The sequence below is a fragment of the Delftia lacustris genome (assembly GCF_040267515.1).
Classification (GTDB): Bacteria; Pseudomonadota; Gammaproteobacteria; order Burkholderiales; family Burkholderiaceae_C; genus Comamonas; species Comamonas tsuruhatensis.
Genome location: NZ_CP141274.1, coordinates 2,954,948 through 2,976,168, shown reverse-complemented (window position 1 = coordinate 2,976,168; position 21,221 = coordinate 2,954,948). Strand labels below are relative to the sequence as shown.

Genomic DNA, 21,221 nt, shown 5'->3' with positions numbered 1-21,221 from the left:
GATGCGCATCCCTCGCTTCGCGCCGTCCCGCACCGTCCTTGTCGTCGCGCTGCTGATGGCCGCGGCCCTGACAACGGCCGCATGGCTCGGCCTGCGGCCGCAGTCGCCGCCCGCCGAACCCGATTTTCCTTCGGCAGAAGCAACGCCTGCGCCGGCAACGGCACCAGCCGGCCCGCCCTGGCGCTATGGCCGCGCCGATGCGCGCTTCACGGTGGTCGAGTACGCCGACCTCGAATGCCCGTTCTGCCGCGCCTACTTCGCAGTGCTCAAGCGCTGGATCGACGCGCACCCGGACGTGAGCTGGCAATGGCATCACCTGCCGTTGCCGTTGCACGAGCCGGCCGCGTCTGCCGGTGCGCGCCTGGTGGAGTGCGTCGGCGAGGCCGGCGGCCAGGCCGCGTTCTGGCAGGCCGCCGAGTGGGTCTACACGCACACCCGCGGCGACGGTCAGGGCCTGCCCGAGGGCCTGCGCTATCCCGACCTCACGCCGGCCGCGCAGCAGTGCCTCGACAGCGACCGCCCCGATGCGCTGATCCGCGCACAGTCGGCGAGCGCGGCGCAGGAGGGCATCAAGGTCACGCCCACGCTGCGCCTGCAGGATCGCCAGTCCGGCAAGACGCTGCTGCTGCACGGCCCGGTCGAAGGAGATGCCTTGCTGTCCGCGATCGACCTGCTGGCGGCCAGTGCAGCGGCCGAGCCCGCATCGAAGGAAATGCCTGCCGAGTCTCTCGGAGACATGCCCAGGTAGCCACGATCTTCAAGGCTACGACGCGGCTTGGCCGTGCTGATCGACCCCGTTCGCTGCGCATCCCTGGACGCGAACAGCCACTGTGCATGCGGTGGCGGATGCCCGCTCTTCTGCCGCTTGTTCTTCATCGTCCCCGGAGGGTTTGTCCCTCCCGGGACAGGCGTCCTCCGACTTCATCCCGTGGAGGTTCGCCATGTCCTATGTCGTCGCCGACTCGCGTCCCGAGTCGCTCAGCCTGATCGCCGCCCAGCACGAAGACTGGATCATCCGCCAGGCCATCGCCTTGCTGGAACAACGCATCTTCAAGGCCGGCCCGATGCTGAACAGTCCCGCCGCCGTGCGCGACTACCTGCATCTGAAGCTGGTCGCGGAGCCCAACGAGGTCTTCGCCGTCGTGTTCCTCAACTCTCAGCACCAAGTCCTCGCCTACGAGCCGATGTTCAAGGGCACGGTCGATCAAACCTCGGTGTACCCGCGGGTGCTGGTGCAGCGCGCCCTGGCCCTCAACGCCTCGGCGGTCATCCTGGCCCACCAGCATCCATCTGGCATGACCGTGCCTTCGGCCGCCGATCAGGCGCTGACCGACCGGCTCAAAGCCGCCCTGGCGATAGTCGATGTCCGGGTGGTGGATTACTTCATCGTCGGCAAGGGCACGCCGTACTCCTTCGCCGAATCCGGCCTGCTGTAGCGCCGCTGACCGCCTGGTCCCCGCGGGAGCCTCGGCTGCCGCTTTTCTTTCGCCTGTCTGCCCAAAGCGGAGCGCGCGCGGTGCGCATTCCTTGTCGCGGTTGGACTGCCTTCGGCGTTCGACTAGAGCCTTGCTCTCATTCCCAGGACGCCCGCCATGACGGCTCCCTTCTTGAAACCCATCCCGCGGCTGCGGTGTACGCGCATCGCCTGCGCGGGAGGGCTGCTGCTGTGCCTGCTCGGCCAGGACGCATCCGCAGCCGACGTGCTGGTCGTGACCGACAGCCGCCATCCCGTGCAGTCCGCATCCGGCGCGCGCGTGATCGAGCTGGATCTGCCCGAGCGCATCGAGGCCGAACTGGCCGCGGGCCTGCCTGCCGATCCGGGCCGCGCGGCCGCGCTCGTGCAGCAACGCCTGCGCGATGGCAGCCAGGCACTACAGCGCCGCATCGGCAGCGCCTACCAGGGCGTCGCCGATGCCTGGGGCTTGGGGCTGGCCAAGGTGCCTGCCGTGGTGGTCGATCGCCGCTACGTGGTCTACGGCGAGCCCGATGTCGCGCGCGCCGTGGCACGCATCGAATCACATCGGAGGGCACAGCCATGAACCGCCTGCTGTCGGCGTCGTCGCGCCGGGCCCGCCTTGCCATCGCTTCGGTGCTGCTCGGCGGCGCCGCTTCGAGCTTCGCGCTGAACACGGCTACCATCGTGTCCTCGGCCCTGTCGCCCGACTGCCTGGAATATCGCGTCGTCGGCATCTGCTACTGGCTGTTCTGCACCTGGACGGGCTGCACGGTGCGCACCTCGGTGAAGGTGCGCCACTACATTCCCGACGCGGTGGTGTCGAGCTACAGCAACACCGGCGAGAACCCGTGGATCGAGGTGCGCGCCATGAGCATGCCCAATCCCACGGCGCAGGCCGGCGGCGACGGGACGACGAACCACGACAACGAGAACAACCTGGCGAAGTTCAAGAACGCCGACGTGATCGGGCATCCCGGCGGTTCGGTGTTCAGCCAGTTCGCCAGCGCGTCCGGCTACGCCTGCCAGGGCGCAGGCACGGCCTTCATGCCGTACCTGCTGAGCACCCTCGACACGCTGGCCTGGCGCTACAACGTCCCGGAGATGGTGTACCCCGAGGCGGTGATCCCCGGCATGCGCGAGATCGGCGGCCGCACGACGCTCAACCTGTGGGGCAACGTCTATCCGCGCGGCGGCTTCCTGCATCAGACCGACGACTACAAGAGCGGCGCCGTCGTCGCGCAGCGCGCGGGCGATGTCGTCACGCGGCGCATGCAGCCGCACGTCTACCAGCCGCTGCTCGCGAGTTCGAGCGACGGCTATTGGCCGGCCGGCGCCCTGGTGGAGAGCGATGCCTCCACCGGCAAGTGGCAGGAGCTGACGCCGACCCTCTCCAACTCCTGCGCCGTGTTCCCCCACTCCAACACGCGCGTGCAGGCCCAGCAAGGCGACTACGCCTGGGCGCTGTGGCGGCCCTATGCCTGCTGCCAGCGCCGCGGGCAGGTCTTCCTCGGCAGCGTCGATTTCCTCTGAGGTATTCCGATGAAAGCGTCTCTCTCCCGTTTCGCACAGCGCGCCAGGCCCTACGCGCTCAGCATCGCGCTCGCCTGCGCCGTCACGGCCGCAGCCGGCGTCGCGTGGGCGCAGACCCGCATCAGCCCCACCGGCGTCGGCGTGAGCGGCAGCGTCATCGGCGACGACGTGCTCTACAGCATCGGCGGCGGCCGGGCCGTGTCCATGGGCGGCGCCGGGAACATGCAGAGCATCGGCGTGGGCATCGGCTGGAACAGCAACCTGATCTGCGGAAACATGAGCATCACGACGACGCTGCAGAACCAGTTGAACGGCCTCACCAATGGCTTTCAGCAGATCATGTCCTCGGTGATCCAGAGCGCCACCAGCGCCGTGGCGTCGCTGCCGGCCCTGATCATCCAGCGCGCCGATCCGGGCCTCTACAACCTGCTGACCAACGGCGTGCTGCAGGCTCGGCTCGATTTCGACCGCAGCAAGTTGACGTGCAAGGCGATGGCCAACCGGATGGCGGACATGGCCGGCGGCCAGGCCGGGTGGGATCAGCTCGCCGAAGGTTTCGCGCTGCGCGATGCGGTGAGCAGCACCGATGCGGTGTCCGCCGTCGAGCAGGCCGAATCGAACAAGGGCAACAACGGCGTGCCCTGGGTGGGCGGCGGCAACGCGGGCGGCTCGGGCCAGGGTTCCATCAAGGTGGTCGGCGACGTGACCCGTGCCGGCTACAACCTGCTCAACAGCCGCGGCGTCAGCGACACCTCATCCATCCCGCGCGCGTCCTGCGGCAACCGGCTGACCTGCCAAACTTGGTCCTCGCCGCAGGCCGCAGCGGACTTCGCAACCCGCGTGCTCGGCGAGCGCGAGCAACGCACCTGCGAGACCTGCACCAAGACGCAGACCACGCCTGGCGTCGGCCTGACGCCGGTGATCCAGGAAGAGTACGAGACCAAGCTGCAGGCACTGCAGGGCCTCGTGACGGGCTCGACGCCGATGACGGTGGCAAACCTCGAAGCCGCCGGCAGCAACTCGCTGCCGATCACGCGCGGCGTGATCGAGGCGCTGCGCGACGAGCCCGATCAAGACCTGCTCGGCAAGCGCCTGGCGTCCGAAGCCGCGCTGTCGAGCGTGCTGGAGAAGGCCCTGCTGTTGCAGCGCACGCTGCTGACCGGCAAGAAGGAGCCGAACGTCGCCGCCAACGAGCTGGCCGTGAAGGCGGTCGATCAGGAGAACAACGCGCTGGAGCAGGAGATCAACAACCTCAAGACCGAGCTGGAGCTGCGGCGCACGCTGGCCGGCAATTCGGCGATGGCGATCGTGCAGCGCCACGGCACCCGCGCCGCGGGCTCGCGCGGCATCTTCGAGGGCGACACGACGCGCGACCGGCTCAAGGAAGTGCAGAAGCCGCGGAGCGGGCCATGACCAGCCGGGCCTGGCTGCGGCCGGCACGGCTGCTCGGCCGCCGCGTTGGCATCGTGCTGCTGTGGGTGCTGCTGGTGGCGGGCATCGCGGTCGGCGTGAACGTCGTCGGCCTCCACATCGTCGGCAGCATCGACGGCTGGGAGCAGTGGCTGCGCGAGCACTCGGGCCACTTCCTCGTCTGGCGGCTGCTGCTCTACGCGGCGACGGCCTACGGCTGGTGGTGGATGCGTCGGCGCCTGCGCGAACGCGAGCCATTGGCCGAGACCCATCAGCGCCTGCTGCGCGCCGAGATCGCGGCCGTCGCCACCCTCGTGCTGCTCGAAGGCAGCCAGCTACTGCGCAATGGCTGAGCCCTGGAGAACGCCATGACGCTCAACACAACGGACTACCTGGAGTATTACCTGACCCTGGTCGGGTGGATCGTCAGCAACGGCATCTGGAACATCCTCGTGGCCAGCGGCGTATTCGCGCTGCCCTTCGTGGTCATGGTGGTGCAGGAATGGCTGCGCGCGCGGGCCGAGGGTGCGGACGAGGGCAACAAGGGGGTGCTGTCATCGATGCGCATCGAGAACCGCGTGTGGGTGGCGATCGTCGTCATCCTGTTCGCCGGCATCCCCTTCATTCCGGTCGACCTCAGCACCATCAAGTTCGACACGACGCGCTCCGCGCAATGCCAGGTCAGCGTCCCGCAGCCCACCGACACGGGCTGGTCGAACGCCTACACCACGCTCAACAACCAGAGCGCGCTGGTGCCGGTGTGGTGGTTCTTCATGCACGCCATCTCGAAGGCGGTGACGGGCGGCGCGGTGGCGGCCATCCCCTGCGGAACGGATCTGCGTCAGATGCGCATGGACGTGGATGCCACGCGCATCGATGACCCGGTGCTGGCCCAGGAGGTCGGCGACTTCGTGCATGACTGCTACGGCCCCTCGCGCGCCAAGCTGTTCATGTCTCGGCCCACGCTCTCCGACGAGCAGATGAATGACGTGACCTGGATCGGTTCGAGCTACTTCCTGAACAACGCGGGCTTCTACGACACCTACCACTCGAACACGCCACGCACGGCCTGGCCCTACGACGCGACGCGCGATGCGGGGCTGGCCCAGGTGGATAGCGGCGGGGGCTACCCCACGTGCCGGCAGTGGTGGTCGGACGGCGGCAGCGGCCTGCGCGCGCGCCTGCTGGCCCAGGTCGATCCCGACCTGCTGACGCGCATCGGCCGCTGGGCGGGCTTCCTGTCGCAGAGCGAGGTGAACGACTCGGTGATCCGCGCCGTGGTCTCGCCGCGGCAGCAGAAGATGAACCAGGGCTCGGTCTACACCGACTACGGCGGCCAGATCGAGAAGACGCTGCCCAACGTCGTGACGCGCGGCGCCGGCGACCTGGGGCTGACCATGGGCTCGCTGGGCTTCTTTCCGGCGATGGACGTGGTACGCCAGGCGCTGCCGATGGTGCTGTCGCTGCTCAAGATGGCGCTGGTGATCTGCATCCCGCTGGTGCTGGTCTTCGGCACCTACGAGCTGAAGGCGCTGGTCGCGGTGAGCTGCGTGCAGTTCGCGCTGTTCTTCGTGGACTTCTGGTTCCAGCTCGCGCGCTGGCTGGACAGCACGATCCTCGACGCGCTCTACGGCTGGGGGTTCGGCGCGAACCGGCCGCACAGCAACTTCGATCCGCTGATCGGCCTGAACAACGCCTTCGGCGACATGCTGCTGAACTTCGTCATGGCGACGATGTTCATCGTGCTGCCTACCTTCTGGGTGGCTGCGCTGGGCTGGGTAGGCGTGCGCGCGGGAACGGCAATTCAAGGGCTGGCGGCAGGAACCAGGGATGCCCAAGCTGCTGGCGGCAGGGGTGCGGGTGTCGCTATGAAAGCAGCGAAGTAACGCCTCTAGGCTTGCTCGTCTTCTGGATCGTGGGGGTCGATCCGGTAATCGTCATGGGTGTAGAGGCCGTACCCGGCAGGGCCGTATCGCCATTCCGGCTTGTGTTCCTCGTCGTAGCTCCCATCGTCGTTGCGGACTACCCAGGCGCCGACCAGCGCGAACGCAAGCAGCAGTGCCAGCCAGAACGCGGTGTAGAGCAGGACACCGATCGCAGCGAGCTTGACGGCCAGCAGCGCGGCCTTGGCAATGCCAGGCGCCCATCCCTGCGCGAGCAGCCAGCCCTGCGCCCGCCGATCCAGACGCGCGCAGCCTCTCCACGCCCGGCCCAGTGTCCGGCCGAGGCGTTCTGCGAAGGTGGTCTGTGCGGCGGTCTTCATGGTGGCTACCTCATGTTCATCCTGTCGTGTGGCTGTGATCCCTGTCCGTGTCGCGATTGAAACCTGTGCTGTTCTTCAACCGCGGTCTAGTCCTTGTCTGCTGCGCGCCAGTCGGCCTGGCTTGCGGCCACCAGCGCCGCCCAATCGTCCGGCGGGTTGCCGCGTCCCAACATCTTCTCGAACACCGCATAGGGGTCGGACTTGCTGCCCGACGACCGCAAGGTCTGCTCGTCGTTGACCCAGGCGAACACGATCGCCTTGGCCTTGGAGTCGAAGCGGAAGAACAGCCGGAACCGCCTCCCGATCTTTGCGCGCCGCCAGTGCCGGTAGGCCGGCCCCAAGGTGTTGCCCTGGCGGAATTCGTCGCGCGCAGGATCGCTCGGCACGACATCCATGATCAACTGGCTCAACGCCCGGAACAGCTTGACGTTGGCGTTGCTCTCGAACCCCTGCGGGTCGTTCTGTTCGGCCCGTTCCGCGGCCGCGTGCAGCTTGCGCAACTGCTCGATCACGCCCTCGTGGAACAGGAGCGTCCAACCGTGCCGCTGCATCAGAGCGCCACTTCGCCTTCGATGTCTTCATCGAGGTTCACCGCGTGGTGCGCGTTGGCCAGCATGGCCCGCGCCAGATCGTCCGGCAGGGACTGGACGTGCCGCCCGGCCCGGATGTCCGCTTCCAGCAGCCCCAGGAAGGCGCCGATGGCCGGGTCTTCATGGTCGGCGTCGGCGCGGGTCACGACGACTTCGCCGCCGCGCAGGTCGAACGCCACCTTGCCGCCGGTGTCCACGCCCAGCGCTTGCCGGATGGACTTGGGCAGCGTGATCTGACCCTTGGAGGTCAGCGTCGCGACTTCGTGGATTTCGGGCATGGCGGCACTCCTGATGGCAATGCCTGGATGGTAAGGAAATTTCCTTACCTTGTCAATCTGGGTGTGCATGGTGCTCCGTCCGGTCGATGAAACGGCTCCATCGTAGGGGCGGCACAGCCAGCCTTCCCGCATCAATCCGACTTGGGCCAAACCCGCATTGGTTGTGGTTCGGCAGGCGTCGTTGCCCTATATCCAAAGGTTTCCGTAAAGGCCAAAGGGCTGGGGAAGGGGCAAGGGAATGGGGCCAAGGGGAAAGGCCCTACCCGAAAAGGCCAAAAGGCTCTCCCGACCGGCCCGCCGTCTGGGGTTCGCCATGCTCTCGCTGTTCCAACGCAAACGGGTGCCACCTGCCGCCAGTGCGCCACCGCCCAAACCTCCCGCCGAGCCCGGCAAAGGGCTGATGCGGCCGGAGCCGGCCGCATCGCTGCTGGCGACGCCGCGCCGGCAGAAGCTGCTGGAACACATCTGGCAGCGCACCTCGCTGTCGCGCCGGCAGTTCGCCACGCTGTACCTCGCCCCGCTGGAACGCTACGCCGAGCTGGTCCAGCAATTCCCCGCGTCGGAGGCCCATCACCACGCCTATCCGGGCGGCATGCTGGACCACGGCCTGGAGATCGTCGCCTACGCGCTCAAGCTGCGGCAGTCGCATCTGCTGCCCGCCGGCGCCACGCCGGAGGCGCAAGCCGCCCAGGCCGAGGCCTGGACCGCAGGCACCGCCTATGCTGCGCTGCTGCACGACATCGGCAAGATCGCGGTCGACCTGCACGTCGAGTACGCGGACGGCACGGTCTGGCATCCCTGGCACGGCCCGCTGCGGCGGCCGTACCGCTTCCGCTACCGCAGGGAGCGCGAATACCGGCTGCACAGCGCCGCCACCGGGCTGCTCTACGCCCGGCTGCTCGATCCGGGCATCTTCGACTGGCTCGCCGACTACCCCGACCTGTGGGCCGCGCTGCTGTACGTCCTGGCCGGCCAGTACGAGCACGCCGGCATGCTCGGCGAACTGGTCGTGCAGGCGGACCAGGCATCCGTCGCCCAGGAACTCGGCGGCGATCCGAGCAAGGCCCTGGCAGCGCCCCGGCACGCACTGCAGCGCAAGCTGCTCGATGGCCTGCGCTACCTCCTGAAGGAAGAATTCAAGCTGAACCAGCCCCAGGCCTCGGATGGCTGGCTGACCCAGGACGCGCTCTGGCTGGTGAGCAAGACCGTCTCGGACAAGCTGCGCGCGCATCTGCTGTCGCAGGGCATCGACGGCATCCCGGCCAGCAACACGGCGGTGTTCAACGTGCTGCAGGATCACGGCATCGCCTTGGCCACACCGGACGGCAAGGCGATCTGGAAGGCCACCGTCACCAGCGATGCCGGCTGGTCGCACAGCTTCACCTTCCTGAAACTGTCTCCGGCCATGGTCTGGGATGCGGCCGACCGGCCGGCGCCGTTCGCGGGTCGCGTGCAGGCCGACGAGGAACAAGGGGCGCCGACACCGCAGGCACCGGCATCCGAAGCGCCAGGCTTGGAAAGCGCCGATACGGCGCCACCAAGCATCGCGCCGACCGTCCCTATGCCCAGCGACAACGGCGTGGCTGCGCTGCTCGATCTGCTGAGTGACACGGCCCCACCCGTAGCGCCGGAGGCCCCGAGCGAACCCGAGCCTGCCTCGCCACCGGCGCCTACGGTGCTGCCGCAGATAAGCCTCGCGCCATTTCAGGATCGGCCGGAGCCATCCGGCGAGCATTTCATGGCCTGGCTGCGTCAGGGCATCCAGACGCACAAGCTCATCATCAACGACGCCAAAGCCTTGGTGCACAGCGTCGCCGGAACGGCCTACCTGGTGAGCCCCGGCGTCTTCCAGCGCTATGCGCAGGAACATCTGCAAATCGCCGCACTGGCGAAACCGGAGAACCTGGAGGGATGGCAGTGGGTGCAGAAGCGTTTCGAGAAGCTAGGCCTGCACCGCAAGCAAGCCAGCGGGCTGAATATCTGGACCTGCGAAGTCACGGGGCCGCGCAAATCCAGGCGACTGCACGGCTACCTGCTGAGCGCTCCCGAAGCGCTGTTCCAGGAAATGCCTCCGGACAATCCATACCTGCGCCTCCTCACCGAGGCCGTAAAGCGCGAAAATTCAGCCGCCGGTAATAAGAACGACAACGAACAGGGGTAGACAAGGAGCCACGGCGCGGGCCGGCTTCAGTCCGCTGATTTAGGCGGAGCCGTCTCTGCCAGCTTGGCTTCAGTCAGCGCCATCAAGTGGGCAGAACTGCATTTCAGCGCACGGGCGATTTTGAGAATGAGGGGGAGCGTGGGGACATGCTCGCCACGCTCGATCTTTCCCATGTGCGAACGCTCGATTCCTGACAGATGAGCCAGCGTTTCCTGGGCGATGCCTTGACTGGTTCTTTCTTCGCGCACGGAGGCCCCAAACGCGATGGCTGGTTCCGCTTCGTAGGTTGTTGTCCCGGTGGGCCGGCCTCTTTGAATCGAACGCTTTTGCATTGCCAAAAGCGTCGAGGATTGACACGATATAAACCACGTTAAACTTAACTCAATAGAAGCGACTTCATCGGTCGCCGCGAGTTCACTGCCTGGAGGAACTGGACGTGAAATCGAGCGATGCCTCCACTGAAATCCGGGTGGCTGTGCTCGGCGAGTGGGTGCCTTCACCGCTTGCCGACTTGCTGGCGTTGCAGCGCGCCGAAGAGCCAGAGACCGCCACCGCCTTGATCGGATGCAGTTCCACAGCGCAGGCGCAGGAACTGCCGCACGATAACTTTGACTTGGCCCTGTCCACAGCCGCCTGGGAGTGGCCAGGCTGGGTGTGCGAGCCGTTGTGGCATGACACGCTGGCAGTCGCCGTCGCCAAGCGCTCGCACCTGCTGTCCTACCGTGAAGTGCCTCGCCAAGAGCTGCTCAAGCAGCCGTTGATCTGCGCGCAGTCAACGGCCGACGAGCCGTGGCGCGCGGTGGCGCATGGCCTGGTCGAGGATGCACCGCAGGGCCATGAGCAGACCGTCAGCACCTTCGACATGGCGATGACGCTCGTCTCCGCGGGCTACGGCATTGCCGTCGCACCCGCCGCGAGACTGACCTGCTACCTGCGTCGCGGCATCGCCGCGCGGCCATTGGCTGGCGCACCCATCATCGTGATGGCCTACCTGCTTCGCCCGTCCTCGTCCTTGACCGAGCCCCAGGAAAGATTCGCCCGCCGCGCGCGCTCCGTGTCCTGAGACAGGGGCGCGCACTGCTGGGCGCTGGCGCGCTACGCAAACGCCACCTGCTGCGGGGACCACTCGCTTTCCTTCACCGTCGTGCTCACCGCCATGATGATCTTGTCGAGATTTGTGGCACTGACGCTTTCCAGAGCCGAGCCGCCGCGCAGCTTCGCGCGCGGCTGCAGGAGCGCGTTGTAGATCTGCCAAGGGTCGGCGCCCCTGGTCAGCTTGAGGACCGCCTGGATCAGCGCGTGCTTGACCGGATCGAGATGCCAATCCGGCACGCGCTGACCACGGTTGCCCAGGTTCAGCGCCAGCAGGTTGCCGGCCTTGATCTCGTAGCTGATCCACCGGCGGGACTTGCCCGCCATCTTCGCGTACTCGGCGACTGGCAGGTTGTGTGGTGCCTCGAAGACATCGACCAGTTCCATCCGCTGGCGCTGTATGTCGGACAGCGGTTCCTCCATGACGGAACGCGGCAACGGCACTGCGGGCAGCCGATGCGTCTCGGCTGACACCAGTGGCATCGCGTCTCCCGGCCTGGTCACGATCAGGAGCGGCGCCGACGCGGCCGCTGGTTTGGGTGGCGCACTCGCGGCTTCCTCATCCGAGAGGACGGGCACGCCCTCCAAATGAATGGTGAGCGGCATGCTCGCTGCCTCGACCATGTTCTGCTCGAAGAGATCGAGCCGGTCGGCCCAATCCTGCATCATCCGCCGCCGCTGCTCGACGTACTCGGCGTGGTTGTAGGTGGCACTGACCTTGTTGGGATCGACGTGCGAGAGTTGCGCGTCCACCCACACCTTCGGGTAGCCGATCTCGTTGAGCGCGGTGGACATCGTGCCCCGGATGCCGTGCCCGGTCAGCAGGTCGCGATAGCCCATGCGCTTGAGCGCGCCGTTGAGCGTGTTCTCGCTCATGCGCTTCTTCAACTCGCTGTCGTGGCGGAACAGATAGTGCTGGGCCGGTTTGAGCTGTTCGAGCAGGTGCCGGACGATCTCGATGGCCTGCACCGACAGCGGCACGATGTAGGGTGGAATGTCCTTGGGCAACTGGCGCTTCCTGCGCATGTCCACCTGGAGCTGCTTCACGACCTCGGGCGGGATGATCCAGAGGCCCCGATCGAGGTCGAACTGATCCGGCGTCGCCAGGCGCAGCTCGCCCGTGCGCACGCCGGTGAATAGCAGCAGCCGCAGACCGAGCTGGGTCTGCAGCCGGCCACGATACTTGCGCAGGCGCTGCAACAGCTTCGGCAACTCGGCCATGCGCAGGAACGGGTTGTGGTTCACCGGGGGCAGCGGCAGCGCCACCACGTCGAGGTCGGAAGCCGGGTTCTGCTCCAGGCCCGGCACGACCACCAGCGCGTAGCAGAACATCTGGTTGAACCACGTCCTGACTTTCTCGGCGACGGAGAGCGCCTTGCGCCGCTCGATCCTGGCGATCACTTCCAGCAGGTCAGGGCGTTTGATGTCGTAGATCGAGCGCTTGCCCAGCAAGGGCAGCACATCCTTGGCGAAGACGCGAGGGAGGATCGAGAGGGTGGTCTGCCGGCCCTTCTTGAGGCCGCGTTCGCGGTGGGCAAGCCACTTCTTGTAGATCGCCTCGAAGGTGTTTTCACCGGCGAGTTTGACCGCGGCGCGCTTTTGCTTGCGGTGAAGGCGCGGGTTGATGTCCTTGGCCACCAAGGCGCGCGCCTCGTCACGCAGGGCGCGTGCCTCACGAAGGGACACCTCGGGATAGGTGCCCAGCGACATGCGCTTGGGCTCCTTCATCCAGTAGTAACGGAAGTGCCAGCTCTTGCTGCCCGTGGCCGTCACGGCCAGGGAGAGACCATCGATGTCTGGAAGTGTGTAGGCCTTGCCGGTGGCTTTGGCTTGGCGGACCACCAAGTCTGAGAGTGCCATGCTCTAGCTCCTGAACATGAGTCAGGAACCAGATGCTTAACCCATCGACCTCAGCGCCCTAGCAACAATCCGGAAGCCGTCGTGCCCGCAAAAATGGACACAAAAATGGACATAAACGTCGTGGCTTCAGGTGGATTTCCGTGGAGCCCACTGGAACATCGAGGTGTCGAAAACTCAACCAGAATCAACGACTTACGATGCCTCTTGGACTTCCTCAGAATTCCCTGGAACGATGCAGTGGAGCGGGCGATGGGAATCGAACCCACGTCTTGAGCTTGGGAAGCTCAGGTCCTGCCATTGAACGACGCCCGCCTTGGCCAAGCCATTGTCGAATCATGCATTTCTTCGCCAAGGGCTTGCATTTCTTGGAAATTTCACGGCGCGCTTGCCGCAGAACCTCAACTTGGCACCCAGCGAATCCATCTTCACTTACGAACTTGGCGTAGGTTCTGGCGTAGGTTTTTGCTCCCTACACCGTTGGCAGTAAAACCTACGCCATGACTCTGGAAGAGATTCTAGTGCTATTCGGTCCGCGTTCTTTCAAGCAGCTTGCTGCGTGGGCACGGGACTCACGGAGTGGTCGAGCATACGAACCTGGGCGGTCTTCGTCAGGGGCTTGCCAGGGGACGGTACGGTCGATGAGGTAGCCAGGAGGAAAGTCTTGGGCGTTATGGAGTTCGCGCGGCACCAGCATGCGCAACGTGATAGCCACGATCCTCCCAAGGCTCGCCCTTGAGCCACACGGTCGCGAACGCCAGGCGGTCGCGCGTGCTGGTCGTGTTCATGGGGTCGCGCAGGTCGCGGGCCGGCGTGCTGTTGAACCCGCCGTTGGCCTGGACCATGAAAGCAGAGGCGAGGTTTTGGCCGCCGCCGCTGGCCGTCGCGGGGCCCAAGGAGCCCTTGATGTATTTGGCGCCGTGGCTCCAGCGCTTGTTGCCGTCCTTGCCCTCGCCGTGTTCCGGACAGGCCAAGTCGTCATAGACAGCTTGATGCTCGTTGTCGGTGTCGCAGAAGACCGGGACCATGCTGCAGGATGGGCAGCGCTCCATGGCGAGCAGCAGCACGGCTGTGCTGTCCTTGCCGCCAGATACGGAAATGACGTGCTTTGTCGCCATGGATTGGGAATTCAGAACATCAAAAGCCCGAGTTGCCTGCACCGTTCGGGCTTCGGGGCGGGTTGCCTGCCTCTTGATGCAAGAGTTAGCGAGCAAATAGATTACCCAAATTGAATCCAAAACTTGACTTGAATTGGAATATCGCAGTCACATGATTGCCAGTTATAGTTAATCGTTTTTTTGCAGCTCAAACATCAATGGAGTCGTTATGAATCGTTTTGCCCGTAGTGCTGTGTTCTCTGCGCTCGTATCCTGCCTGGCTGCGCCGGCAATGGCGGCCCTGCCTGATTCAGGTATGTGGACGATTGACGGGGAGCTGAACGGCAAGCCAGGACGCGGCATTCAGATCGACAGGCAAAGCGGGCTGAACGTCATCGTCACCTATTACGGCTATAGGACGGACGGGTCGGCACTCTTCCTGCAAGCGGCAGGCCGGTTGAAGGACGAGAAGATCTTCGAGGGGGAGCTGGCCGAATACCAGGGCGGTCGCGTGCTGGGAGGTCCGGCGCAGAACGGCGAAGTTGCACAAGTCGTGGGCCCTGTTCGCATCGTCTTCGACACTGAGACATCGGCGTCCATCACGCTCCCCGGCGAAGCCACTCAACTGATGAAGAGATTTCGCTTTGAAGACCACTTGAGCCGCCTTCACACAAAATCTTTCAGCTATTCCACCGCGGAGGAAATGGTCAGAAAGGTGACCCCTGGGACGATCCATATCTACGCAAAGGATGGCATCTTTCGGATGGAAGAAGAGTTGGTCAACGGCGGTTCATGCTTTTACGAAGGTGGACTCGAAGTCTCGGGGCAGTCTGTCAACTCCGCCGGGTCCGTGACCTGCAAGGACCCGTCTACTCGACCGAATGTCCATTCCTACAAGGTTGAGAACCTGCAAGTAGACGAGTATGGGGTCTTGACTGGGCGCTTCAACTGGTCCGGGTGGGACACGGCGGGAAATACGCTGAGCAATACGCGCACCGTGGTCGGCATCTGCCGCTCCAATCTGGAGCCGCTTGGCGCAAAGGCCTGTCTTGAAAATGGTCACAGCTTCTATACGAAGCCGAATTGACCCGATTCCTTGATCCCAGGCCCACAGTGCCGTGCTGAAAGAAAAAAGCCCCTGGCGCGTGCGCGCCCAAGGGCTTGAGGTGCCGCCTAGACTTGGCGCGCACCTGCCTGCTTGGTGTATCGGCAGTCCGTTGCCTAACTTTTGGCTGTTTCGATCAGGAATTGCTCCCTGTCCTTGCCGTCGATCCAGTTCGAGGTCTGCCTCGGTACTTCGGGGTGCCCACGCTGCCCAGGGGGACGACATCGGCAGCCGGCAGGGCGTCGCCGCGGCGGTGGTCTTCGGGCTGGCTACGGGCGTGGGCGCGGCGATTTGTGCGACAAATCCGAGCCAAGCGGGCTACAGTCGCAAGCAACGTTCCATCCAACCTCGGCAGACAGCATGCAAGACACCGTCTCTTGCGAGAGCACCAACGCAGAAATCCGGCTGAGCGGCTTGCGCGTGCAAAGCATGCGCCTCTGCGATTCCTACGTACGCATGCACATGAATCTCGAAGCCTGTGGCTCGCCCGACGCACTGGGCGTCATGCACCACTTCTTCAACTGCTACTGGCTCAACGACCTGGAGCTGCCCTATCTCACCGATCTGCTGGATTTGCGCAATCCGCAGGTGTGCCCCGTCAGCCTGCGGGAGGACGGCTGGGCGCAGATGGAGCCGGACCGACGCCAGGTACGAATCTGCAGCACCTATGGTGATTCACCCTGCGCGTTGATCGCCTGGGAAGAGTTCAGCGCGGCCATGCAGCTCAAGCACCGCTTTCTTTGCCTGATGCGGCAGTACGAGGGTCAGGGCATCCCTCGCTACAGCATCGCTGAAGGCTTCAGGGTTCGACTGCGTGCACCTGCTCGTGCATAGGCCGGGTGTCCACCCTGGAGACTAGGGACACGGAAATCTTTCCTCCTGATGCAAGCATGAAAAGGCTTTCAGAGGCCAGGGAGACCAGGTGCAGTTGCACACAGAGCATCCTGCATGCAGAAGCCCCTGACGTTTTCGACTGAGCGTCAGCCTGGGGCAAGACCATCCATCCGGCACTCAGGCCATGAGCCCCAGCAGCCAGTCCGCATACTCCACGGTGGCGGGAGTGGTCCCGGAAGGAGGCTTGATGCATGCCGCGCGTGTGGAATTCGCCATGGCGCGTATGTCGCTGGGTGTGTGGCCGAATTTGGCCCGGAATGCGCGGCTGAAGTGGGCCTCACTGGCAAAGCCCAGGCGCGCGGCCACCTCGGCGACACGCAGGCGTCGGTAGGCAGGGTTTGACAGGGCATGGAAGGCCTCTTGCAACCGTCGCTGCTGCACATAGCGCATCACACCCCCCAAAGGTTCGAAAAGGTGATAGAGCCGGTGACGTGAGATGCCGAAGCACCGGCAAAGCAGCTCGGGCGAGAGGGGAGCGGCCAGGTTTCGCGCGATATGGCGCTTGATACGGTCCAGCATTGCTGCCTGCAATTCAGTCCGAGCCTCGGCCACCGTCCGTAGACTGGGGCGCAGGCAGGCCGCCAGCATCTGGGTAGTGGCATGCACTATGTCGTCAGCCTGCTCCAGGCCGATGGAAGGCAGGCGTCGCTGCAGAGCGCAAAGATGATCTGCCAATAGCCCGGCGAAGATGCTGCTGCGGGTCAACACGGTTCCGTGCAAGCCTGAACTCGATGCACCCATTGCCTGGTCGCCAAGGCTGCGGGGCACGATCAACGAGAGCACATGGGAGTCGTCCGCAACGGTATGCTGGCAGCGAGCCATGTCGAAGAAGACCACATCACCTGCTTGCACCGTCAGCTCGTGACCATCGTCACAGCGCCCTGTGAAGCCGCCTCCCCGGTACCACTGCACCAGATAGTGGTCCAGCCCGTCATGGGCCGCGCGTGCATGTCCGCGCGAGAAGCGCTGTGCACCGAAGCGCAGGTCTCCCAAAAGCAATTGTCCCAAGTGGACTGCATCTACCGAGGCGTGGAAGCCACCGCGCACCGTACCGCGTTCCAGCGGGGTCACATCGAACAGTACAGAGATGCCGCTGCGCCAAGCGTCGAACCTGTCCGCCTCCAGGCACTGCTCGGTGGTGAAGGTGGTGCTCGGCAGGGCTGAGGTCGGAGTCTGCATGTCGAATGATCTGGGCAAAAGAATGCCGTGGTGAAGCCGTCCCTCCGATAGCAGCCAAGGCGTTGCGACACACTCGCCCAGGACGGCTTTCATTTGAGAGCCGCGGCATCGTAACGCAATGTGTGCTGGGGCGAATCAAACTGACGAACGGTAGCCCGTCAAGATGCAACCCAGGCAGTGATGCAGGAAGATGCGCAGAAGTTGGTGCCTCGGCAGGTCCAGCAGCCATTCAGCCTGTGGCGGTGGATAGCGTTCACAGGCCTTGGAGAATCGATGCTTGAGTTTCTCAAGAGTCAAAACGGAGTGTTCCATGACCCCTACCACCGAACAAAAACGTGCCAGCTTCCGGGCCCTGCACCGCCAGGGCTGCTTTGTACTACCCAATCCATGGGACGCCGGCAGCGCCCGCATGCTGCAGGGCCTGGGCTTCAAGGCGCTGGCCAGCACCAGCTCGGGCCATGCATGGTCGCTGGGCCGGCCCGATGGCGCCATCTCGCGCGACATGACCCTGGCGCATCTGCGCACCCTGGTCGCGGCCACCGACCTGCCCGTGAACGCGGACTTTGAAAGCGGCTTCGGCCTGGGTCCGCAGGAGGTGGCAGAGAGCGTTCGCATGGCCTTGGACACCGGCGTGGCAGGGCTGTCCATCGAGGATTCGACAGGCGATGCGGCCAACCCCTTGCGCAGCATCGAGGACGCCGTGGCCCGGCTGCGCGCCGCCCGCGCTGCCATCGACGAGGCAGGCGGCAGCACCTTGCTGGTCGGGCGTGCGGAGAATTTCTTCGTGGGCCGGCCCGATCTCGACGACACCATTGCCCGGCTCAAGGCCTATGCCGAGGCCGGCGCGGACTGCCTGTACGCACCCGGCATCCGCAGCGCCGAGCAGATCCGTGCCGTGGTGGCGGCCGTGGCACCCAAGCCGGTGAATCTGCTGATCGGAGGGGCCAGCGAATGGAGCCTGCAGGATGCCGAGGCCATGGGCGTGCGCCGCATCAGCGTGGGCGGCGCACTGGCGCGCGCAGCCTGGGGCGGCTTTCTGCATGCGGCGCGCTCCATTGCCGAGACGGGGCGCTTCGACGCGTTCGCCCAGGCCACGCCGGGCGCCGAGCTCAATGGCTTTTTTCAGGGCAAGGACTGATCCGCACCGGCCTGCAGCCGCTGCGCGGTCATGACCCAGACCGCGATATCGAGCAGGGCGGCCGCGCGCTCCACCGGCGCAAGCTGCGGGTCCAGCACGCCGTCCATCTGCCGTGCCAGGGCGGACCAGCCCAGCAGTGCGGCCTGATCGGCCCAGGCCCGGCCTGCGGCCAGCAGCGGTGCGCCGGCACCCACCAGGCCTGCGGCCTGCATATCGGCCAGCCAGACCTGGCCCTGTGCCAGCCAATGGCGCAGCGGCGCCTCGGCGTTTTCGTTCGGTGCCGTGCTCATGGCTGTTTCTCCCTGCTGCCCTGCGCTGGCGGCGGCTTCCAGGCCGTGCTGGGATGGTGCCAGTCCGTACTGTCCCGCCAGCGCACCGATGCCACGGCCATCTGCAATCGCCCGGCCACGAATTCCACGCGGCCAAAGACCTCCTGCAGCACCCGGCCGCACGCCAGCTCCCGGCGCAGGGCCTCGCCCGCCCTGCCCTGCATGCCGTGCAGATCGCCGGCCAGGCATATGACGGGGCCGGAGGTTGGCAGCTGCGGTTGCAGCTCCATCGTCCAGCGCTGCAGCAGCAGGTCAGTCTGCGGCAGGCCGCTGCCGCTCACCTGCCATCGCGCCCAAAGGGGCGGCTGCTGGCGCCAGGGGTCTGCATGCAGCTCCTGCAGATGGCGGCGCAGCAGGACCTGGGGGTCGTCGGCCCCCGGCAAGGGGCCGGCCGCCTGGGCCGCCACCATCCGGGTGGCATCCCGCGCCGAAAGGCGGCCGTCGTCGCTGACCCAGCCGTCCACCAGCACATGAGGACCTTGCAGCAGCTGCCTTGCCGTGAGGCCGCCCAGGGTTTCCGATTCCAGCGCCTGGGCAGGCTCCCATTGCGGATCAAAGCCCTCAGCGCGCGATGCCGACCAGGTCAGGAACCGGCCGCTGGCCGCATCCTGCAAGTGCACCGAAAAACCGCGCTGCCCTCCGCGCGCCAGCCACAGCTCGGCCGCCACGGCATGCAGGCACAGGCCTTGCACGCGCCGGTAGCTGCGCCTATGCACGCCAGCCAGCTCCTGCAGGGGCCGAGGCAGGGGTTGCTGGGCCAGGCCGCGCAGCAGCATCCACAGCGCGGCCAGCAGGGGCGCCACGCGCTCGGCCGCGCCGGCGCGGCCCGCGCGCTCGTCGCGCAATGCGCGCACCAGCAGGTTGAGCACGCTGGCGGGGCGCGGCAGGTCGGCCTGGCGCAGTTCGGTGGACAGTGCCTCGCCCTGGTCGAGGAAGGCCGGGCTCATGCCGGCACGGCCCTGCAGCACCCAGCCGGTCAGCCAGAGCCTCACCTGCGCCAGGCGCTGCAGTGCGCCGGCTTCCAGCGCATGCGCAGGCAGCTCGGGCATGGGTGCGCCCGCTGCGCGCCGGGCCTGCAATGCCACCAGGGCGCGGTGCGCGCAGGTGGCGGCCTTGCAGTTGCAACTGGCCGCCGCCAGGCCGCCAGCACGCGGCAGGCGCACGGTCACTTCGTCGGGATTGGAGAGTTCACCGACCAGCGCGGCCGGCGTCTCTTCCAGCACGGCCTCGAAACCCTGTGCCATCCAGCGCAGGGCCTTGCGCTGGGCAGCGCTGCCGAAGGCCCGCGCCACGGCCTCGGCATCGCCCTCCAGCCATGGCGCGATAGGGGCCTGTGCTGCCTCATCGGCCGCCACTCCGCTGGCCAGGCGCGCGCGCAGGCCCAGCAGCAGGGCGCACAGATGGTGGCAGGGTCCATACGCGGGGCAGCTGCATTGCAGCGTGGCAAAGCCCGCACCCGCCAGGGTCTGGACATGGCCTTCGATATCGGCCCGGGCATGGCTGGCATCCAGCTCCCAGGCCGCCGCATCCAATGTCGCCAGGGCCTTTGCGCCGCGCTTGAGCAGGCCCTTGTTGGCCCAGTCGGCAATGGCGTCATCGTCCAGGGTGCGCAGCCATTCCTGCATCATGAGGATCGCCCTGCCTGCATGACACGGGCCAGCCAGTCCACCAGATGGTCGGGCGTCATGGCGCCGATCTGCGCACCGCGTTCCACCAGTTGCGCAGCCAGGTCCCGGTCGTAGTCGGGATGGGCGCGGCGATCCAGGGCGGCCAGCACCAGCACGCGCGCACCGCTGGCGATCAGCCGCTCGGTCTCGGCGATGACGCGGGCCTCGTCATGGCCTTCGTACAGGTCGGTGATCAGCACGACCACGCTGCGGCGCGGCGCGGCCAGTTGCCCGGCCGCATGCGCCAGGGCGGCACCGATATTCGTGCCTCCGCCCAGTTGCGCGCCCAGCAGCAGTTCTTCGGGCGCATGCAACTGGCTGGTGACGTCGGCCACCTCGTCGGCGAACAGCAGCACATGGGTGCGCAAGGCGCGCACGCGCGCGAAGATGCTGCCCATCACGGCGCTGTGGATGACGGATTCGTACATTGAGCCGCTCTGGTCTACCAGCAGCCACAGGTCCCAGGTCAGGCGCTGCGCCTCGTTCTCCCTGAAGAACAGGCGCTCCAGCACCAGCACCTGCCCCTCGCTCTGGTAGTGGCGCAGGTTGTGGCGCAGGGTGCGCGGCCAGTCCAGATCGCTCATCTGCCCCTGGCCCCGGCTACTGCGGCGCCTGCGCCGCCGCCCCAGGGCCGAGTGCACGCGCGAGGACAGCCGCGCCTGCAGATCGGCCACCACGCGCGCCACCAGCCGGCGGGCCTCGGCCAGCACCTCGGGGGGTAGGCTGGTGCGCACCGCCATCAAGGCGGCCACCAGTTCGATGCTCGGCGTGGCCTCGGCCAGGACCTGGGGATCACTGAGCAGGCCATGGAGTCCATAGCGCGACAGCGCATCGCGCTGCAGCGTTTCCACGGCGCTGTGCGGGAACAGGTCGCGCACCTCGCCCAGCCAGTGCACGGCCTGCGGCTCGGGCACGCCGCTGCCGCCCTGGCGCGCGGATAGCCCGCCCGTGCCCTGCCAGGCGTCGGTGCCTGCACCGTCGGGCTGCTCGCGCAGGCGGTGCTCGCGCTGGTAGAGATAGTCCAGTGCCGCGTCGCGGCGCGCATCGGCGTCATCGAGCGGCTGCGCCGCAGCCAGGGGCTGGGCCGCCTCGGGCCCGAGGATGAGGCGCCAGCGCCGCAGGGTGGCGGCATCGATTGCCTGTTCCTGCATTGGCGGCTCGTGCATTGGCAGTTT

The 21,221-nt window shown here is 66.2% G+C and carries 22 protein-coding genes and 1 tRNA gene; 12 read left to right on the top strand and 11 right to left on the bottom strand.

Going from position 1 to position 21,221, the window contains the following annotated elements; all coding sequences use genetic code 11:
- Window position 1: 1 nt before the first annotated feature.
- The 7 genes from U6958_RS14950 to U6958_RS14920 all read left to right on the top strand — a co-directional run bounded on the left by U6958_RS14950 (window position 2) and on the right by U6958_RS14920 (window position 6,282).
- Window positions 2-748, top strand: coding sequence for a thioredoxin domain-containing protein (locus tag U6958_RS14950; RefSeq protein WP_003454752.1), 747 nt, complete (start codon window positions 2-4; stop codon window positions 746-748).
- Window positions 749-941: 193 nt separating this feature from the next.
- Entirely contained in the window at window positions 942-1,436 is a 495-nt protein-coding gene (locus U6958_RS14945) for a JAB domain-containing protein (protein ID WP_004265610.1), read from the top strand.
- Between the two features lie 156 nt (window positions 1,437-1,592).
- Window positions 1,593-2,039 (top strand): TIGR03757 family integrating conjugative element protein, encoded by a 447-nt coding sequence (locus tag U6958_RS14940; RefSeq protein ID WP_003454745.1) that lies wholly within the window; start codon window positions 1,593-1,595, stop codon window positions 2,037-2,039.
- Window positions 2,036-2,986, top strand: coding sequence for a TIGR03756 family integrating conjugative element protein (locus tag U6958_RS14935; protein WP_003454742.1), 951 nt, complete (start codon window positions 2,036-2,038; stop codon window positions 2,984-2,986). The genes U6958_RS14940 and U6958_RS14935 overlap by 4 nt, the downstream gene beginning before the upstream one ends.
- A 9-nt stretch (window positions 2,987-2,995) precedes the next feature.
- Entirely contained in the window at window positions 2,996-4,399 is a 1,404-nt protein-coding gene (locus U6958_RS14930) for an integrating conjugative element protein (RefSeq protein WP_003454739.1), read from the top strand.
- The gene (locus tag U6958_RS14925) at window positions 4,396-4,749 is read left to right on the top strand and encodes a hypothetical protein (protein WP_004265620.1); all 354 of its coding nucleotides are present in this window, start codon (window positions 4,396-4,398) and stop codon (window positions 4,747-4,749) included. The genes U6958_RS14930 and U6958_RS14925 overlap by 4 nt, the downstream gene beginning before the upstream one ends.
- A 15-nt stretch (window positions 4,750-4,764) precedes the next feature.
- Window positions 4,765-6,282: a conjugal transfer protein TraG N-terminal domain-containing protein gene (locus U6958_RS14920; protein ID WP_003454733.1), complete on the top strand. Its 1,518-nt coding sequence runs from the start codon at window positions 4,765-4,767 to the stop codon at window positions 6,280-6,282.
- Between the two features lie 5 nt (window positions 6,283-6,287).
- Here U6958_RS14920 and U6958_RS14915 read toward each other — a convergent pair whose 3' ends face one another.
- From U6958_RS14915 to U6958_RS14905, 3 genes are all read right to left on the bottom strand, one after another.
- A complete protein-coding gene (locus tag U6958_RS14915; protein ID WP_003454730.1) occupies window positions 6,288-6,659 on the bottom strand; it encodes a DUF3742 family protein in 372 nt (123 codons plus the stop codon).
- Window positions 6,660-6,745: 86 nt separating this feature from the next.
- Entirely contained in the window at window positions 6,746-7,210 is a 465-nt protein-coding gene (locus U6958_RS14910) for a type II toxin-antitoxin system YhaV family toxin (RefSeq protein WP_003454727.1), read from the bottom strand.
- The gene (locus U6958_RS14905; protein ID WP_003454724.1) at window positions 7,210-7,527 is read right to left on the bottom strand and encodes a type II toxin-antitoxin system PrlF family antitoxin; all 318 of its coding nucleotides are present in this window, start codon (window positions 7,525-7,527) and stop codon (window positions 7,210-7,212) included. The genes U6958_RS14910 and U6958_RS14905 overlap by 1 nt, the downstream gene beginning before the upstream one ends.
- A 313-nt stretch (window positions 7,528-7,840) precedes the next feature.
- On the opposite strand from U6958_RS14905, the gene mobH reads away from it, so the two are divergent.
- The gene (gene mobH, locus U6958_RS14900) at window positions 7,841-9,688 is read left to right on the top strand and encodes a MobH family relaxase (RefSeq protein WP_016451652.1); all 1,848 of its coding nucleotides are present in this window, start codon (window positions 7,841-7,843) and stop codon (window positions 9,686-9,688) included.
- A gap of 26 nt (window positions 9,689-9,714) precedes the next feature.
- Here the strand turns inward: mobH and U6958_RS14895 are convergent, their stop codons facing one another.
- Window positions 9,715-10,020 carry a helix-turn-helix domain-containing protein gene (locus tag U6958_RS14895; protein ID WP_003454714.1) on the bottom strand — a complete coding sequence of 102 codons (306 nt, stop codon included), beginning with the start codon at window positions 10,018-10,020 and terminating at the stop codon, window positions 9,715-9,717.
- A 104-nt stretch (window positions 10,021-10,124) separates the two neighbouring features.
- Between U6958_RS14895 and U6958_RS14890 the strand changes: the two genes are divergently transcribed.
- A complete protein-coding gene (locus U6958_RS14890; RefSeq protein WP_003454711.1) occupies window positions 10,125-10,751 on the top strand; it encodes a LysR substrate-binding domain-containing protein in 627 nt (208 codons plus the stop codon).
- A gap of 32 nt (window positions 10,752-10,783) precedes the next feature.
- Here U6958_RS14890 and U6958_RS14885 read toward each other — a convergent pair whose 3' ends face one another.
- The 3 genes from U6958_RS14885 to U6958_RS14875 form a co-directional block, all read right to left on the bottom strand.
- The gene (locus U6958_RS14885) at window positions 10,784-12,640 is read right to left on the bottom strand and encodes an integrase arm-type DNA-binding domain-containing protein (protein ID WP_074241372.1); all 1,857 of its coding nucleotides are present in this window, start codon (window positions 12,638-12,640) and stop codon (window positions 10,784-10,786) included.
- A gap of 238 nt (window positions 12,641-12,878) precedes the next feature.
- Window positions 12,879-12,952: transfer RNA gene (locus U6958_RS14880), tRNA-Gly, on the bottom strand.
- Window positions 12,953-13,308: 356 nt separating this feature from the next.
- Window positions 13,309-13,755, bottom strand: coding sequence for a phosphoadenosine phosphosulfate reductase family protein (locus U6958_RS14875; protein ID WP_074921325.1), 447 nt, complete (start codon window positions 13,753-13,755; stop codon window positions 13,309-13,311).
- 208 nt (window positions 13,756-13,963) lie between these two features.
- Here U6958_RS14875 and U6958_RS14870 point away from each other — a divergent pair, with 208 nt between their 5' ends.
- Together U6958_RS14870 and U6958_RS14865 are read left to right on the top strand one after the other, a co-directional pair.
- Window positions 13,964-14,821, top strand: coding sequence for a hypothetical protein (locus U6958_RS14870; RefSeq protein WP_244160463.1), 858 nt, complete (start codon window positions 13,964-13,966; stop codon window positions 14,819-14,821).
- A 378-nt stretch (window positions 14,822-15,199) separates the two neighbouring features.
- The gene (locus U6958_RS14865; RefSeq protein ID WP_043790505.1) at window positions 15,200-15,673 is read left to right on the top strand and encodes a hypothetical protein; all 474 of its coding nucleotides are present in this window, start codon (window positions 15,200-15,202) and stop codon (window positions 15,671-15,673) included.
- A gap of 177 nt (window positions 15,674-15,850) precedes the next feature.
- On the opposite strand, the gene U6958_RS14860 is transcribed toward U6958_RS14865, so the two are convergent.
- Window positions 15,851-16,912: a helix-turn-helix domain-containing protein gene (locus U6958_RS14860; protein WP_047475355.1), complete on the bottom strand. Its 1,062-nt coding sequence runs from the start codon at window positions 16,910-16,912 to the stop codon at window positions 15,851-15,853.
- 310 nt (window positions 16,913-17,222) lie between these two features.
- Here U6958_RS14860 and U6958_RS14855 point away from each other — a divergent pair, with 310 nt between their 5' ends.
- Window positions 17,223-18,050, top strand: coding sequence for an oxaloacetate decarboxylase (locus U6958_RS14855; protein WP_016451625.1), 828 nt, complete (start codon window positions 17,223-17,225; stop codon window positions 18,048-18,050).
- Here U6958_RS14855 and U6958_RS14850 read toward each other — a convergent pair.
- The 3 genes from U6958_RS14850 to U6958_RS14840 are packed head-to-tail and all read right to left on the bottom strand — an operon-like array spanning window position 18,035 to window position 21,197.
- Window positions 18,035-18,340, bottom strand: coding sequence for a hypothetical protein (locus tag U6958_RS14850; protein WP_017403878.1), 306 nt, complete (start codon window positions 18,338-18,340; stop codon window positions 18,035-18,037). The two genes, U6958_RS14855 and U6958_RS14850, sit on opposite strands and share 16 nt — an antisense overlap.
- The gene (locus tag U6958_RS14845) at window positions 18,337-20,007 is read right to left on the bottom strand and encodes a hypothetical protein (RefSeq protein ID WP_074921327.1); all 1,671 of its coding nucleotides are present in this window, start codon (window positions 20,005-20,007) and stop codon (window positions 18,337-18,339) included. The genes U6958_RS14850 and U6958_RS14845 overlap by 4 nt, the downstream gene beginning before the upstream one ends.
- Window positions 20,004-21,197, bottom strand: a complete 1,194-nt coding sequence (locus U6958_RS14840; RefSeq protein ID WP_074921328.1) for a VWA domain-containing protein — start codon at window positions 21,195-21,197, stop codon at window positions 20,004-20,006. The genes U6958_RS14845 and U6958_RS14840 overlap by 4 nt, the downstream gene beginning before the upstream one ends.
- Window positions 21,198-21,221: the final 24 nt, after the last annotated feature.

What these genes read in the sequence shown, in the direction of transcription:
- U6958_RS14850 (WP_017403878.1), bottom strand. Translation starts at nt 18,340, where the DNA reads ATGAGCACGGCACCGAACGAAAACGCCGAGGCGCCGCTGCGCCATTGG.
- U6958_RS14870 (WP_244160463.1), top strand. Translation starts at nt 13,964, where the DNA reads ATGAATCGTTTTGCCCGTAGTGCTGTGTTCTCTGCGCTCGTATCCTGC.
- U6958_RS14915 (WP_003454730.1), bottom strand. Translation starts at nt 6,659, where the DNA reads ATGAAGACCGCCGCACAGACCACCTTCGCAGAACGCCTCGGCCGGACA.
- U6958_RS14925 (WP_004265620.1), top strand. Translation starts at nt 4,396, where the DNA reads ATGACCAGCCGGGCCTGGCTGCGGCCGGCACGGCTGCTCGGCCGCCGC.
- U6958_RS14945 (WP_004265610.1), top strand. Translation starts at nt 942, where the DNA reads ATGTCCTATGTCGTCGCCGACTCGCGTCCCGAGTCGCTCAGCCTGATC.
- U6958_RS14885 (WP_074241372.1), bottom strand. Translation starts at nt 12,640, where the DNA reads ATGGCACTCTCAGACTTGGTGGTCCGCCAAGCCAAAGCCACCGGCAAG.
- U6958_RS14895 (WP_003454714.1), bottom strand. Translation starts at nt 10,020, where the DNA reads ATGCAAAAGCGTTCGATTCAAAGAGGCCGGCCCACCGGGACAACAACC.
- U6958_RS14935 (WP_003454742.1), top strand. Translation starts at nt 2,036, where the DNA reads ATGAACCGCCTGCTGTCGGCGTCGTCGCGCCGGGCCCGCCTTGCCATC.
- U6958_RS14875 (WP_074921325.1), bottom strand. Translation starts at nt 13,755, where the DNA reads ATGGCGACAAAGCACGTCATTTCCGTATCTGGCGGCAAGGACAGCACA.
- U6958_RS14910 (WP_003454727.1), bottom strand. Translation starts at nt 7,210, where the DNA reads ATGCAGCGGCACGGTTGGACGCTCCTGTTCCACGAGGGCGTGATCGAG.
- U6958_RS14920 (WP_003454733.1), top strand. Translation starts at nt 4,765, where the DNA reads ATGACGCTCAACACAACGGACTACCTGGAGTATTACCTGACCCTGGTC.
- U6958_RS14845 (WP_074921327.1), bottom strand. Translation starts at nt 20,007, where the DNA reads ATGATGCAGGAATGGCTGCGCACCCTGGACGATGACGCCATTGCCGAC.
- U6958_RS14905 (WP_003454724.1), bottom strand. Translation starts at nt 7,527, where the DNA reads ATGCCCGAAATCCACGAAGTCGCGACGCTGACCTCCAAGGGTCAGATC.
- U6958_RS14840 (WP_074921328.1), bottom strand. Translation starts at nt 21,197, where the DNA reads ATGCAGGAACAGGCAATCGATGCCGCCACCCTGCGGCGCTGGCGCCTC.
- U6958_RS14865 (WP_043790505.1), top strand. Translation starts at nt 15,200, where the DNA reads ATGCAAGACACCGTCTCTTGCGAGAGCACCAACGCAGAAATCCGGCTG.
- U6958_RS14930 (WP_003454739.1), top strand. Translation starts at nt 2,996, where the DNA reads ATGAAAGCGTCTCTCTCCCGTTTCGCACAGCGCGCCAGGCCCTACGCG.
- U6958_RS14950 (WP_003454752.1), top strand. Translation starts at nt 2, where the DNA reads ATGCGCATCCCTCGCTTCGCGCCGTCCCGCACCGTCCTTGTCGTCGCG.
- U6958_RS14940 (WP_003454745.1), top strand. Translation starts at nt 1,593, where the DNA reads ATGACGGCTCCCTTCTTGAAACCCATCCCGCGGCTGCGGTGTACGCGC.
- mobH (WP_016451652.1), top strand. Translation starts at nt 7,841, where the DNA reads ATGCTCTCGCTGTTCCAACGCAAACGGGTGCCACCTGCCGCCAGTGCG.
- U6958_RS14860 (WP_047475355.1), bottom strand. Translation starts at nt 16,912, where the DNA reads ATGCAGACTCCGACCTCAGCCCTGCCGAGCACCACCTTCACCACCGAG.
- U6958_RS14855 (WP_016451625.1), top strand. Translation starts at nt 17,223, where the DNA reads ATGACCCCTACCACCGAACAAAAACGTGCCAGCTTCCGGGCCCTGCAC.